General features: G+C 68.9%; 17 protein-coding genes and 2 riboswitches. Of the genes, 9 read left to right on the top strand and 8 right to left on the bottom strand.

The features are described 5' to 3' along the window. Window positions 1-28: 28 nt before the first annotated feature. Window positions 29-93: riboswitch (Fluoride riboswitch) on the bottom strand. 121 nt (window positions 94-214) lie between these two features. The 4 genes from QN163_08645 to QN163_08630 all read right to left on the bottom strand — a co-directional run bounded on the left by QN163_08645 (window position 215) and on the right by QN163_08630 (window position 3,356). After that, on the bottom strand, window positions 215-1,396 hold the full coding sequence (locus tag QN163_08645) for an MFS transporter (GenBank protein ID MDR5684078.1): 1,182 nt from the start codon (window positions 1,394-1,396) through the stop codon (window positions 215-217). Between the two features lie 90 nt (window positions 1,397-1,486). Continuing rightward, window positions 1,487-1,939 (bottom strand): hypothetical protein, encoded by a 453-nt coding sequence (locus QN163_08640; GenBank protein MDR5684077.1) that lies wholly within the window; start codon window positions 1,937-1,939, stop codon window positions 1,487-1,489. Between the two features lie 6 nt (window positions 1,940-1,945). Continuing rightward, window positions 1,946-2,308: a hypothetical protein gene (locus QN163_08635; GenBank protein ID MDR5684076.1), complete on the bottom strand. Its 363-nt coding sequence runs from the start codon at window positions 2,306-2,308 to the stop codon at window positions 1,946-1,948. A gap of 33 nt (window positions 2,309-2,341) precedes the next feature. Next, window positions 2,342-2,408, bottom strand: a riboswitch (Fluoride riboswitch). Window positions 2,409-2,540: 132 nt separating this feature from the next. Next, window positions 2,541-3,356: a cbb3-type cytochrome c oxidase subunit I gene (locus tag QN163_08630; protein MDR5684075.1), complete on the bottom strand. Its 816-nt coding sequence runs from the start codon at window positions 3,354-3,356 to the stop codon at window positions 2,541-2,543. Between the two features lie 164 nt (window positions 3,357-3,520). Between QN163_08630 and QN163_08625 the strand changes: the two genes are divergently transcribed. Next, window positions 3,521-3,682: a hypothetical protein gene (locus tag QN163_08625; GenBank protein MDR5684074.1), complete on the top strand. Its 162-nt coding sequence runs from the start codon at window positions 3,521-3,523 to the stop codon at window positions 3,680-3,682. Window positions 3,683-3,865: 183 nt separating this feature from the next. On the opposite strand, the gene QN163_08620 is transcribed toward QN163_08625, so the two are convergent. Next, window positions 3,866-4,372, bottom strand: coding sequence for a hypothetical protein (locus QN163_08620; GenBank protein MDR5684073.1), 507 nt, complete (start codon window positions 4,370-4,372; stop codon window positions 3,866-3,868). Between the two features lie 43 nt (window positions 4,373-4,415). Beyond that, window positions 4,416-4,736 (bottom strand): hypothetical protein, encoded by a 321-nt coding sequence (locus tag QN163_08615; GenBank protein MDR5684072.1) that lies wholly within the window; start codon window positions 4,734-4,736, stop codon window positions 4,416-4,418. A 119-nt stretch (window positions 4,737-4,855) separates the two neighbouring features. Between QN163_08615 and QN163_08610 the strand changes: the two genes are divergently transcribed. Together QN163_08610 and QN163_08605 are read left to right on the top strand one after the other, a co-directional pair. After that, window positions 4,856-5,062, top strand: coding sequence for a DUF2892 domain-containing protein (locus tag QN163_08610; GenBank protein MDR5684071.1), 207 nt, complete (start codon window positions 4,856-4,858; stop codon window positions 5,060-5,062). Between the two features lie 33 nt (window positions 5,063-5,095). Beyond that, a complete protein-coding gene (locus QN163_08605) occupies window positions 5,096-5,551 on the top strand; it encodes an OsmC family protein (protein ID MDR5684070.1) in 456 nt (151 codons plus the stop codon). Window positions 5,552-5,747: 196 nt separating this feature from the next. Here the strand turns inward: QN163_08605 and QN163_08600 are convergent, their stop codons facing one another. After that, entirely contained in the window at window positions 5,748-6,029 is a 282-nt protein-coding gene (locus QN163_08600) for a metal-sensitive transcriptional regulator (protein ID MDR5684069.1), read from the bottom strand. A gap of 10 nt (window positions 6,030-6,039) precedes the next feature. Continuing rightward, the gene (locus tag QN163_08595) at window positions 6,040-6,726 is read right to left on the bottom strand and encodes a thioredoxin family protein (protein MDR5684068.1); all 687 of its coding nucleotides are present in this window, start codon (window positions 6,724-6,726) and stop codon (window positions 6,040-6,042) included. Between the two features lie 298 nt (window positions 6,727-7,024). Between QN163_08595 and QN163_08590 the strand changes: the two genes are divergently transcribed. From QN163_08590 to QN163_08565, 6 genes are all read left to right on the top strand, one after another. Next, complete coding sequence (locus tag QN163_08590) at window positions 7,025-7,255, top strand: hypothetical protein (protein MDR5684067.1); 231 nt, start codon at window positions 7,025-7,027, stop codon at window positions 7,253-7,255. After that, window positions 7,252-8,688, top strand: a complete 1,437-nt coding sequence (locus QN163_08585) for a class I SAM-dependent methyltransferase (GenBank protein MDR5684066.1) — start codon at window positions 7,252-7,254, stop codon at window positions 8,686-8,688. The genes QN163_08590 and QN163_08585 overlap by 4 nt, the downstream gene beginning before the upstream one ends. A gap of 1 nt (window position 8,689) precedes the next feature. After that, window positions 8,690-10,159 carry a sulfatase-like hydrolase/transferase gene (locus tag QN163_08580; GenBank protein ID MDR5684065.1) on the top strand — a complete coding sequence of 490 codons (1,470 nt, stop codon included), beginning with the start codon at window positions 8,690-8,692 and terminating at the stop codon, window positions 10,157-10,159. Between the two features lie 201 nt (window positions 10,160-10,360). Next, on the top strand, window positions 10,361-10,756 hold the full coding sequence (locus QN163_08575; protein ID MDR5684064.1) for a prepilin-type N-terminal cleavage/methylation domain-containing protein: 396 nt from the start codon (window positions 10,361-10,363) through the stop codon (window positions 10,754-10,756). 18 nt (window positions 10,757-10,774) lie between these two features. Next, on the top strand, window positions 10,775-12,355 hold the full coding sequence (locus tag QN163_08570) for a glycosyltransferase family 39 protein (protein ID MDR5684063.1): 1,581 nt from the start codon (window positions 10,775-10,777) through the stop codon (window positions 12,353-12,355). A 92-nt stretch (window positions 12,356-12,447) separates the two neighbouring features. Then, window positions 12,448-13,385 (top strand): glycosyltransferase family 39 protein (locus QN163_08565; protein ID MDR5684062.1); only part of this gene is annotated, 938 nt, incomplete at its 3' end.

Genomic DNA, 13,385 nt, shown 5'->3' with positions numbered 1-13,385 from the left:
GAGGCCAAAACGAAATGGCCCCCACCCGACCTGGGTAGGAGCCATCAGCCCCTCTCGGAGGCGGTTTAGGCGGGCTCCATCGCCAGTGCCCATTATCCGGCGCGGCCGACACTCAAGTCAACGTGCTTGTCGGGTTTGACCGGACTCCCGCGGGGTGCCATCAGGTCGATCGTCCGACGATGCGGGTGCGGTGTGGCTCGGTTGCCGGTGGCGCTCACCTCCGATGAGCCGCCACTGCGGCGAACAGGGCGGCTGCGGGAGTCTGCGTGATCGCCGCAAACCACGCCAGGTAGGCCGGGCGTGCGTCGTAGAGGACGCCCATCAGGGCGCTACCTGCGAACCATGCCACGCCGTACACCGTCTGGAACAACCCGAACGCGGACCCGCGCCGGTCCGGGGGCACCATGCCGACCACTGCGGCACGCAGCACCGACTCCTGCAGGCCCACTCCCATACCCCACAGGGCTGCACCCACGACCGCCCCTGTGGGTCCGCCGAAGATGGCCAGGGGCGCAAAGGCAGCGGTCGCTGCGGTCCCCAGGGCCAGCACCGGTGTTCCGTATCGGTCGAACCAGCGGCCTACGACCAGGGCCGCAACCGCGTCGGTGGCCATGGCGAACGCGTATAGAACGGGGACGGCAGCCTGCGGGACGACGGCCGTCCGGGTGAAGTGGTACGCGAGCAGCGGGAAGTCCGCAAACCCTGCCGCCACCAGCCCTGCCGCGAGGAGGTACAGGCCCAGGGCACGACGCGGGCGCAGGTCCAACGGGAAGGAAGCATCCTCCATTCGAGAGGGCTGCGGGAACTGGACACGGGCCCTGGCCAACGACAACAAGGAGAGTACGGCCGGTACCGCCAGGGCCGCAAAGCCGCCTCGCAGGCCGCCGCCTGCTGCCAGGACTGCGGCCGCAATGAGGGGACCGGCCACCGCTCCGATCTGATCCAGGGCCTCGTGCAGCCCGAACGCCCATCCCGGGCCCACCCGGCTTGCGGCATACGACAGCATGGCATCGCGGGGCGGCGTCCGTATCGCCTTGCCCGCGCGCTCCACCACCACGAGCAGCGCCGCGACCTCCCACCGGCCGACCAACGCCAGCAGCGGCACGGACAACAAGTTCAGCGCGTAGCCCCCGACGGTGAAGTCCCAGAAACGGCGGGTTCGATCCGCGAGCCGACCCGACACGAGGCGCAGACCGTAGCCCACGAGTTCCCCGAACCCCGATACGAATCCCACGCCGGTGGCGGAAGCGCCCAGGGCGAGCAGGTAGGGCCCGAGGATGCTGCGTGCGCCCTCGTATGTGGCATCCGCAAACAGGCTCACCACGCCCATCAGGATCACGAACCGCGTCGCGGCGCGGGTGCCGTTGTGGGGTGGGAGCAGATTCGATCTCGTCATGGCCGGACGGATCGATTCACCGACTGTACCAGGGTCGGGGTGAAGCCGCCGGACGGATGCCACAGCACCTGTCGGACCTTGCTTATGGCGTCAGCGCGCACGCCGCAGACCTTCCAGAAGTCGCCCGATCCAGCCTTGGATCCGGGACGAGCCGGCGCCGCCGGGTGTTGGCGCCGGGAAAAGGTGGCCGTCGGCGGCCTGGGGGTTCGGCTCTACCCGTCGGTGTTCCCAATAGGCAAGCGATCGGCGTGCCTGCGCGACGGAAGCCTCCAGCCCCACCAGGTTCATGCGCAGACCGCGGACGGCCTCGTCCGCCAGGTACGCGCGGTGGCGCAGAGTCGCCAGCTCCGCCCGAGCGGCTCCAAGCGCCCGGAGGGGATCGTCAGGAGGTGGCGTGAGGCGCACCGCTGCCCCGTAGCCCAGGAGGATGCGCAGGCCCTCTTCCTCGTTCCAGCCCTCGGCTTCCAGGACCGAGCGGACCTCCTGCACCGCCGCTTCGGTCAGGGGAATGTGTACGGTGGTCAGCACGTCGCGCTCGTCCATGGTCGCCTAGCCTCCATGCACCCGTTGCACCCGCAGCGCAAACAGCGCCTGCCGCAGCCGCCTGTACTCGGCGCCCAGCGCGTCCACCCGGTCGGCCAATGCGTCGCGCTCCTGCTCCCGTCCGAGTGTGCGAGCCCGCATGGACAACAGGTGGGCCAGCACCTCGCGGCGCTGGAGTTCCAGACGGAGGGGATCCTGATCCGGCACTTCTCGGGCGACCAGTTCCCGCCACGCCCCTTGGTCGGCGGCGTAATAACGGGCGCCCTCGCGGATCAACCACGCCAGGCCGGACTCGACGGGCCAGAAGCCCAGAGTCGTCAGGGCCTCCGCCAGCTGTGCCAGATCCTCGCCGGTGAGGGTAACCGTCACTATCGGCATCCCAATAAAAAAGCCCCTACTGGTCGACCAGTAGGAGCTATCAACCCGGCATCTCGGGTATATGAGGGCGAGCTCCATCGCCCCTTTGGTGCCGGGTTCAACATACTCCCGCGCAGGGCGGACGTCAATCCGTTCGACGTGCGCCACCAGTATCGGTACCAGGTACCGGTACCACGTACGGGTTCCAGGTACGGGTTCCTGGTACCGGTTCCAGGTACGGGTTCTAGGAGCTCCTTCGAGCCGGCTTGAGCAAGTCGAGGATTCGGAGCAGCTTGGGGAGTATCTCAGCGACCAAGGCTGCCGCCCCGACGATGATCAGGGCATCGCCTGGAAGCCGTAACTTGTTGAGGAGCAGTGCCTCGGGCCGCTGGTAGAACTGCAGGCTGCGGGCCGCCGCATAGTCGACACGTACCGCCTCGGAGAGTTGCATGACCCCTAGCGGCGTCACGCTAAGAAAGACCATGAGGAACAGCCCCACATTGAGAGCCCAGAACGCCGCGGCCACCCTGCGGTCACTCCAGCCGTCGGGACATGCGTGCCGCACCGCATAGAGTCCCATGCCCACGGCCACGAAGCCGAACGCGCCGAGGAATGAGGCGTGGCCGTGCGCGACGGTCAGGAAGGTGCCGTGCTCATAGCAGTTCACCACGGGGAGGTTGATCAGCAGCCCGAGGATCCCCGAACCCAAAAACTGCCAGATGGCACTGGCCACGAAGAACCACAACGGCCAACGAAGCGAGGGACGTACGTGTACGCCACGGCGACCCGCCCGCAGGGCAGTGCTCAGCAGGAGGAACAGCGGGAGCACCTCCAGGGTGCTGAAGACGCTACCCACCCCCAGCCGCAGCGGCGGCTGGCTGACCCACCAGAAGTGGTGGCCGATGGCCAAAAAGCCCGCGAGGAGGACCAGGCCGCCTTCCAGGTACAGGCTCTTTGTCACGTCCTCGCGGCTTACCAGTCCCAGTCCCGCGAAGAACCACCCGAACACGAGGATCTGGAAAAGGCGAAAATCCCTTCGACCCAGTGGTGGACCACCCACCACCGCCAGAAGTCCACCACCACCCAGTGGCTATCGGGCCGTAGGCGAAGCTGGCATAGAGCGCCGCGGTGATGCCGGCTCCGTTCCACAGCAGGACCTGCAACAGTGGCCGCCAGCGCACCTCAGCGCCCCTCAGGGTAGAGGCGAGGACCACCACCCACAAGGTGAAGCCCGCCGCGATGCCCGCCCGCCACAGCCGCCCCATCTTCAGGTACTCCGTCCCCTCGCTGCCCACCAGCGGCGAGTCCACCCACCCGCGGACGCTGGCGTACACACCCAGCAGCGTGCCGACCACGCTCACAGCGAGGATCGCGATGGACACGTAGGCGGCCGGCTTGTGCCACGGGCGCTCCCGTCCGCCCAACAGGAGAGCCGCGTACAGGGCTGCGGACATCCACAGACCCACCACCCAGACCACGGCCATCGCGGTGTGCGCTGACCGGACGGCTTGGAAGGGAAGGACTGCCATGCGCTCGAGGCCCAACCCCGAGAACACCCCGTAGAAGTCCTCACGCGAGGCGTAGGCGTTCGCAAGATAACCGCCTGCCAACGTCTGGAGGAGCAAAGATGAAAAAACAGCCGCCCATCAGCAGCAGCGTCACCCGGGCCAGAAAACCGGGCGAACCCTCCGCCCGCTCCTCGACGGACGGAAGTACGGGGATGGGTTCCAGATCCACCGCTCCGAAGGCCAGGACCACCAAGAATGCCAGGAGCAGGAACCATCCCACGGACCACGCAGTCCACAGGATGGTCTGCCCGGTGGGGACCAGACCGAGATCCGGCATGGGCGGGAAGTTGTTGGTGTACGAGCCGTCAGATCCCGGGCGGGCGGTGAAGGATACCCACGCCGTCCATGCCACAAACGCAGCGAGAGGCCGGACCTCGTCGGGTTGGAGGGTCCCCGGGGCAATCCCCAGCGCCCGATCGCCCGCCACGAAGCGCCGATGATAGAACTCCGCGAAGGCCTGGTGCGCCTCGCTCCACTCGTCGGGCAGGGAGACCTGGTTGGTGCCCACTCGTGCTATGTGGAGGATCGCCCGGCGAAAGGTCGCGGAACGGTCATCCCACTTGTTCTCGGGCGAACTGATCCGCGACGTGATCCCGCAAGAATGCTAAGTACTCTGCCCCGAAATCCGGCCTGAAGTAGCTGCCGTTGCCGAACAGCGTCCCGAAACCCATTAGGTTGCGGCGCTGGAAGACCCGCTGGCCGGCGCGGATGTCTTCGCGCCTGAACAGCACCGTTTCGTCACCGGTGGTGAAGAGTTCGGGCAGCGGCGGGAGGTGGCGATACGTCTCCACGGTGCCCCAGGTCAGGACCAGAGCACTTAGGACCACGACGCCGAGCAGAAGTAAGTTGACCTGGCGAAGGGTCAGACGCATGCGATGTTTGGCTTCTCCGGCCCATGTGGGAGGTCCTGCGGTACCAGGTACAGGGGGAGATGCCTCAAATACTACACTCGGTATGGTATAATGGGACAAGACGTGCGCGGAGGTGGGCGATGCGTGGGTGTACGGGGACGGCGGATCGGGTGGTGCGCGTGATGATCGGCCTGGTGGCGCTGTTCGCGGGGTTGCAGCAGGGCGGTTCGGCGCTGGCCTACGTGCTGTACCTGGTGGCCGGGTTGGGCCTGCTCACCGGGATCGTGGGTCGCTGCCCCCTGTACGCGCTGCTCGGGATCCACACCTGCGGTCAGGCCCGGCACTGAAGGGGGCGATCGGGGGACGCGATGTCAGAGGTCATGGGCACCCGTGTGGTTCTCAGACCCGAGGGCCGTTACCGGTTCCGGGTAGAGATGGACCGGCCGGAGTGGACCGTGGTGGTGGACGAGCCGCCGCCCTTGGGCGAGGGCGCGGGTCCCAACCCCACGCGGCTGCTGGCGGCAGCGGTGGGGCACTGCCTGGCGAGCAGCCTGCGGTACTGCCTGGACCGCTCGCGTGCCGTCGGGGAGGTGTCCGCGGCCGTGGAGGTGGAACTCCGGCGCAACGAGCGCGGGCGGTGGCGCGTGGAGAAGGTGGAGGTCCACCTGGATCTGTCGGGCACCGACTCCGACCAGCGGGCGGCGGTGGATCGCTGCCTGGAGCTGTTCGAAGACTTCTGCATCGTCACGGCCAGCGTGAGGAGGGGCATTCCGGTCGACGTCCGGGTACGGGTGGACGAAGAACCCCTCACGCGAGGGGGGAAGACAGGGGTGTAGGGCCGGCGGCGGACCTGCAGCGCCCGACTTCGGGAGACGCCCACAGCCCGCCAGGGTTCCGGAAGCCACCGGGGCAGCGATGTAACACCCCGGCGGTTCATCGCCGGCGCGCCGACCAGCCAGCCGCAGGGTGGTAGCCGGGCAGCCGCCCAGAGCCCCGACACGCATCAGGGCCCGGGAACGACCGAAGGCCGGTCTAGCGCAGCATCAGCATGGTATTGCGGAGTTTCCGGAGGGCGGCCTGGGCGTGGGGCTTGCCATCCAGTTCCAGCCGCACGCACTGCTCCAGACCCGCGACGACCAGGTCCATGGCCACGCGGTCCAAAGCGGAGCGGGTCGCGGCCAGCTGCTGGACCACTTCGGCGCAGTCCCTGCCCTCTTCCAGCATGCGCTGTAGGCCGCGCACCTGCCCTTCGACGCGGCGCAGGCGCGCCAGCAGGGATGCCGTCACCTCCTCGTCGACCCTAAGTGTCGCCACGTGGCCCTCCTCAAGCCTGGACAGGGGCCTGCACGGCGCCCGCCGCCTCGAGCGCGTGCTGCAACAGGACCTCCTCCGGCCTCGCACCCTCGAACCCGTAAGTCTCGTTGATCACCACCTTGGGGACGCCGACTACCGCGTAGCGGTCCGCCAGGGCGGGGAACTCCATGGCCTCCACCACGTCGGCCCGCACACGCTCGGACTCCTGGGCCATGGCGTGGGCCAGGCGGGCCAGTCGGGGGCAGTAGGGGCAGGTGGGGGTGACGAACACCCGGATGTGCACGTCGCGCTCCAGGTGCGCGAGAGCTTGGCGGGTCTGTGGCCTCAGCCCGCTGTCGCCGCGGGAGGCGGCCACGAGTCCCTCCACCAGCACCGCGAACTCCAGCCCCGCGGGGATCCCATAGTAACGTGCCCGCCCGTGCTCGCCGATGAGGATGGCCGGGATCCCTTCCACGCCCGCGGCGCGCGCCTGTTCGGCGTCGGTCACGATGCTGCGGACCTGCAGTCGGATTCGGGGATCCGCCGCTGCCACCTCCTCCAGCAGGCGCTGGGTCGCCTCGCAGGTCTGGCAGTCGGTCCCGGGCAAGGCCAGCCCCGCGTGGGACGTGGTGAACAGGGTGAGGGCAACGTCGCCCACGAGTTGCTGCTGGAAACGCTCGCGCAACGCCTGCACGTCTTGCGGCTTCAAGAAGGTCACGGTGCACCCTCCGATACATTACTCTGTAGGGTATTTTAGCCGATCCCTCGCCTCCTGTCAACCCCTTTGGGCAGGAGGCGCGGGCGCACACCCGGGCGGCCGGGAGGGGCGCTCACGACGCGTTTAGCGGGGCATGGTTTGAAAGTTGCGCCTACGGTTCTTGCCTGGTCCGATTCCGGCGCCAGGAGCGTTCACGGCCCCGTTACGCGAGCATGGTTTGAAAAGAGCCGAGTGTCGCGCGCTCCCGGCCCCCGATCGACTCGGCGACTAAACCACAGGAACCTACGGACGGTCATCAATGGCGATGGTGCGACGAGCAGCGCGTCGACGGATCACGCACCTGGCCTGGACGGTCGCGGCGTTCGTCCTGTTGGCCGCGGCACCCGCCCACGCCTACGTGGACCCCGGAAGCGGCACGATGCTGTGGCAGCTGATCCTGGCGACGGGTGCCGGGGCGCTGCTGGCCGGACGGCGGGCGCTGGCCAGGCTGTTCGGTCTGCTGCGGGCGGGCCTGCGCCGGGAGCGATGAGCGGATCCCGGGAGGCGACGGGCAAGCGGCTGTCCTTCCGCGACCCTGACGGATCACTGGTCGAACTCGACGGCGAAGTCCTCCGGATCGTCCGCGAAGGGGCGGCAGAACGTGTCCGCACGTTCCTGGAGAGTCCCCTGTTTCGCGGGCTGGTGGACGAGGGTCTGCTGGTTCCCACCTGGCCGGCACAGACGGAGCCACCGGGGCAGGAGCCAGCCTGCGGAGCGAACGCTGCTGGCGAGCGTCCCCTCGTCTTGCGGCACGAGACGGTCGAGTTCCCTTCGTATCCGCACGAGTGGCCGGCGGAGATGCTGTGGGAGGCGGGCCGGCTGACCCTGGAGCTCTGCGAGCGCAGCCTGGAGTTCGGTTTCGGTCTGAAGGACGCCACGCCATATAACGTGCTGTTCCGCGGTCCGAGGCCGGTGTTCGTGGATGTCCTTTCCTTCGAACCTCGCGAACCCGGGGACTTCGTGTGGACCGCCTACGGGCAGTTCGTGCGGACGTTTTTGCTGCCGTTGGCGTTGTGGCGCTGGGCCCGCGTTCCGCCCGCCGTGGTGTTCTCCGCCTACCGGGAGGGGCTTGCGCCGGAGCAGGCGGTCCGCTGGCTGGGGACGTGGGCGCGGCTCCGGCCGCCGGTGCTGACGCTTGCCACCTTGCCGCACTGGTTGGCCGGTTGGGCCGACCGGATGGGGGAACGGCTGCACCGCCGGCGCATCGGGGACGCGGAGGTAGCCGGCCACGTGCTGCGCAGGCTGTTCCGCGGCCTGCGGGACCAACTGGAGCGCCTCCAGCCGCCCGCGAGCCGGGACTCCGAGTGGGCCCGCTACGAGGAGGCGATTCCGCCCCAGGCGCGGCGAGCGAAGCACGACTGGGTGGTCGGCACCCTGCGCCGTCTGGCGCCCAAGACGGTGCTGGACCTCGGGTGCAACACAGGTTCGCTGGCGCAGGCAGCCGCCGGGACCGGAGCGCGGGTGGTCGCCGTGGACCGCGACCCGGTGGTTGTGGGCCTGGCCTGGCGGCGCGCGGCGAGCGTTGGCTGCGACGTCCTGCCCCTTGTGGTGGACGTGGCGCGCTCCACCCCCGCATTGGGCTGGCGGAACCTGGAATGCCGGAGTTTCTTGGACCGCGCACAGGGCCGCTTCGACTGCGTCCTCATGCTCGCCCTGATCCACCACCTGGCGGTCACCGAGCACATCCCCGTTGGGGAGGTGGCGGCCCTCACGCGCGACCTGACCAGGCGCTTTGCGCTGGTAGAGTTCGTGCCCCAAGACGATCCCATGTTTTGCAGGCTCGTGCGGGGACGGGACACGCTGTTCGCAAGTTGGACTCAGGAGACCTTCGAGGCTGCCTTCCGGCAGTGGTTCGACATCGTGGACGTCGCGGAGATCCCCGGCAGCGCAAGGCGGCTGTACTGCATGGTGCGGAGGGACTGACGTGGCGTGGAGACTGGCGCGGACGGCGTCTCTCGCCAACGTGCTGTGGCTTCCCGTGTGGGAGCGGGTGCTGTACAGCCGGGCGTGGGGCGTGCGGTCTTCTGAGGCGCCGGTGGCCTCCTTGGTGGGGGTCATCGCCCTAGCCTTGCTGCTGTGGACCCTGGAGGCAGTCCTCGGCCGCTTGGGTCGCCGTGGCGAGGTGGTGTGGACGCTGCTGGTGGCCTTGGCCCTGCTGGCGCCGTTGAACGTCGTCCGCCGGGCGGCGCTGCCGCTGGACATGGGAGGCGGGCCCTGGCCCTGGGAAGCGAAGGCACTCGTGCTGGCCGGTGCCGGCGCGCTGGCGGTCTGGGCTGTGGTCCGACACACGGAACGGGTACACCGGGTGCTGGGCGGTGTGCTGGTGGCGTGCTTGCCCTTCGCCGCGGTGACGGTGGGTCAGGCCCTCGTGCTCGCACTGCCGGCGCCCGCGCAGCACCCAAACGGTGTCGTCGTGCCATCGCCTGCGGACCTGCGCCGCACGGTCGTGCTGTTGTTCGACGAACTCGACCACGACCTGGCGTTCGACCGTCGCAGTCCCGACGTGAACTTGGAGGAGTTCGATCGCCTGGCCGCCCGCTCGTTCCGCGCCACGCAGATGCGGGCCGCGGCGGGCCGGACTCTGGAAGCCGTACCGGCCATGCTAACCGGCAGGGCGGTTGAGGCCGCCTTCCTCGATTCCAGGAACCGCCTGTGGGTCCGGTGGCGCGGCGAGGAGGAGTTCCACGATCTCGCCGCCGCGCGAACCGTCTTCCTGAATGGGTCGCGCGCCGGCGCGAGGGTAGCGGTGGTGGGCACCTGGCTGCCGTACTGCGACCTCGTCCCGCCGGGGTCCCGATGCTGGCAGGTGCCGGCGCTCAACGACGGTGGTGCCGGCTGGGACGGTCCGCGCCCCGAAGACCGCACGCGCCTGTCCGAAGCCGTCGGCCGCCAGTTCCTCTACGCCCTGCGCGCCCTGCCGGTCTTCGGCCAGGTGGTGCGGGAGGACCCACAAGCGTGGTACCTGCGATTGCTGGACGCAGCCCGGCAGGCCGTCACTGACCCAGCCTCGGAGTTGGTGTGGATCCACCTGCCCCTGCCACATCCGCCGTGGATCTTCGACCGCGCGCAGCAGCGGATAACCTACAGCGCGGGCGGCTACGACGACAACCTCGTGCTCGCCGACCGCACGCTGGGTGCCGTACGGCAGGCCATGGAGCGTGCGGGACTGTGGGAGGACAGCGCCGTGGTGGTGACCTCCGACCACTGGTACCGCGAGCGCGAAGCGGCGGATCTGCGCGTGCCGCTGCTCGTCCGGTTTCCGGATGAAGCGGGCTGGCAGCACTCCGCACCGGCGGACGCCACGGTACTGCACGGGGTCGTGCTCGCTGTGCTGGACGGGCGCGTCCGCTCCGCGCAGGACCTGGCCCGCTGGATCGCGTCGACAGACTCCTAGCCCACCAGACCGCGTCCGCGAACACCCGCCCGTCTCCCGCGCCGGCCGGCCCCGGCCAGGACTACGACCCGCCCCCATTGGGTATATCCCACGTGACGGAGAAAGTGTCGGGGTGGGGAGGTGATGGCACGGGAGTTGCTTACCCGCAAGTGAGTCGCAAGGGTATCGAAGGACCAGCCAAGGACACGGAAGGAGGGTGACATGCTGGACAGACTGATCAGGATGCGCAAAGACGAGCGAGGCTTCACCCTGATCGAACTGATCATGGTGATCGTCATTCTGGCGATCCTGCTGGCGCTGGCCCTGCCCGCCTACCTCGGCACGCGCAAGAAGGCGTACCTGGCAGAGGCGCAGGAGAACCTGCAGGAGATGCGCACCAGCGCGTGGCTGTACTACGTGGAGAGAAACACATTCCAGGGCTTCAATGGACAGCCGGCGGCGACCACGGCCAACTGGAGCTTTGAGTACGGCACGGGCGACGCTGAGTCGATCACCATGACGGCTACCGGTAAGGACGGAAGCCCGGTTGCGGATGCGACCGTCACGCTGACGCTGTACAATACGGGCGCGGCCACGCTTACATCGAGCGGCTTCTAGCGGCTTCGAGGTGCGTGGGTGCGGCCCCGCGGCCGGAGCTCCTACTGCTCCGGCCGCGGGCATTTCGGCCAGGTCGCCGTGAATGTCTTCTCGGAGACAGCCGACCCAAAGCAGGGCGTCGCCACAGCCGAGGGTGGGGGTGTGCGGGATGTCGCGGTGGTGATCACGGCCGCGGTCTTGCCGCTGGTCTTGCACCCTTCGCGCAGCCTCCACTTCGACGAGGCCTTCGCGGCCCATGTGGCAGGTCTGCCCTGGACCGGCTGGTTGGCGTTTTTGGTCCGCCACGACGCCCACCCGCCGCTGTTCTATGCCCTGCTGAAGGCGTGGACGGCCGTGTTGGGAGACTCGGCAGTCGCATTGCGGGGGTTGTCGGCTGTCTGCGGGGGTGGAGCGGTTGCGGCGACCATACGGCTGGGGCGGGCTGCACTCGGAGGCCAGGCCGGCATGGTGGCGGGCGCCATCCTCGCGGTCAGCCCCCTGTACCTGTACACGGCGGCCGAGGCCCGCATGTACCCGCTGCTTGTGGCCCTGTTCGCCCTGGCCGCAGCCGAGGTGTTGACCCTGTGGAATCGTAACGCCGGCTTTCCCTGGCTGCTGGCGTTGGCGCTGACGGGACTCCTCTACACCCACTACCTGGGCGTCGGCCTCGTTGCCGCTCTGGCGGCGGGCGCCCTGTGGTCCGGCGGCAGGGCGGCTCTGGCACGTTACGCTGCCGCGCTTGCGGTGGCCGGGGCGGCGTTCCTGCCGTGGGTCCCGATCCTGCTGGGTCACGTCGCGGACGGGCGCATGACCCCACCGTGGCGCGGTTCCCTTCCCCCCGATGCCATCTTGGGGGTGGTGCACCTGATCGGGTTCGGGGGCCGTACGTTGGGGGCGGGTGGCTACTACTTCCTGGCGTCCGCCTCTTTGCCGATGCAGGTGCTGCTCGCCGCGCCGGTCGTCGCGCTGCTCGCCTTGGGGGCGGCGACGTCTGCGAGGGCGAACGAGGTCTTTTTTCGGCTGGCGACCGCCGCCGTGGGCATCCCAGCGGCTGCTCTGTTCGCCGCGTCGCTGTGGACTGGATCGTTTGTCGCCTACCCGCGCTACTTCTCGTTCGCCATGCCGTTCGTGGCGGTGGCCCTGGCGTCGGTCGTCGCGAGCGGCGTGACTGCCCGCCGCCTGCCGGGTGCGGTGCTCGCTGGACTGTTCGGCGTCGTCCTGGCGCTGTCGCTGGGGTCGTTGGCTGACTTTTCGGCCCGTCCGACCCGGGGAGCCGGTGACTGGAAGGCAGCGGCGGCGTTCCTGGAGTCCAGGATCCGCCCCGGTGACGTCGTAGCCGTATATCCCAGACACACCGAAGTGCCGCTGGGCTACTACCTGCCGGGCGATCGGGCGGCCTGGGTGGTGCTCCCGACCGACCGGCAAGACCCCCGGGCGACGGAGGCGGCGGAGGCCACGGATCGCCTGGCGGTTGCCTTCGACCGGGTGTGGTTGGTGACGCGTTGGCCCATACCGCCGGGAGGCTTTGAAGCCACGCTGCGACGCGCGAGCCGCACGCACAGGGTGGCCGAGTTCGGCGACTTCGAAGACGTCCGCATCACGCTGTTTACCCGACGATGACGTCGGCCCGACGGCCGGTGGGCGCAGGCTCCCAATCGGGGGTGCGAATCTCCCGCAGGGTCGCTGCACACCTTCCGGAGCCGGCCCAGACGGTGCCCGACACGGGACGTCTGGGTGTCCTGGCGGAAGCCGCGGGGGTCGCCGTTGTACTCGGACTGGCTGCCACGCTGCGGCTGGAGCTGCTGGGAACCCGATCGCTCTGGTACGACGAGGGGTTCAGCCTCCATTTGGCGCGTCGCGCATTGCCCGAGATCCTGGCGGCGCTACGCTCGGGCGAACCCCACCCGGTGGGGTACTATGCCCTCCTCTCCGCGTGGCTGCGCGTGGTCGGGGACGATCTGGCGGCTGTGCGCGCGCTGTCGGCGGTCTTCGGGCTGGGCGCGGTCCTGCTGACGTGGTTGGCCGGCCGCGCCCTGTTCTCGCCCCTAACCGGCGTGCTCGGTGCCCTGCTGGTCGCGGTCAACCCGTTCCAGATCGTGGCGTCGAACGAATTGCGGATGTACGCTCCGCTCTCCGCGCTGGCGTTGTTGTCCACGTGGCTGCTGTGGCGTGCCTCACAGGGAGCCGGCTGGGCTGTGTGGATCGCCTACGGTGGGTGCGTGGCGGCGATGGCATACACGAGCTACTACTCATTCCTCCTGCTGCCCGCCCACGCGCTGTGGGTCGTATTCCGTGCGAGGGCGCATTTGCGGGGCGCCGTGCTGTCGGCTGCGGTGGCCGTGGTGACCTACCTGCCGTGGGTCTTCTTCGTGCTTGGGTCTCCACGGGTGCCCCCGTTTCCGTGGCGGGTGGGCCTATGGCCGACCTACCTTCTGGAGGTCGCCGGCTCGCATACGTTCGGAGGGTATCTGTTCGGCTTGATGACGTACGTCTCGCGCAACACCGGCCCGGCCGCGGCATACGTGCCGCTTTTGTTTCCGTTCGCACTCCTCGCGGGCATCGGTGCACGCCATCTGGCCCGTGCCCACAGGCCTGCACGCGACCTGGTCGCCGTTGCTTGGTTGATCCCCGTGATCCTGGTCGTCGTCGC

It is taken from the genome of Armatimonadota bacterium (assembly GCA_031432545.1).
Taxonomy (GTDB): Bacteria; Sysuimicrobiota; Sysuimicrobiia; order Sysuimicrobiales; family Sysuimicrobiaceae; genus Caldifonticola; species Caldifonticola tengchongensis.
Note: the sequence above shows the minus strand (reverse complement) of the source record. Positions and strands in the feature narration are given on the sequence as shown.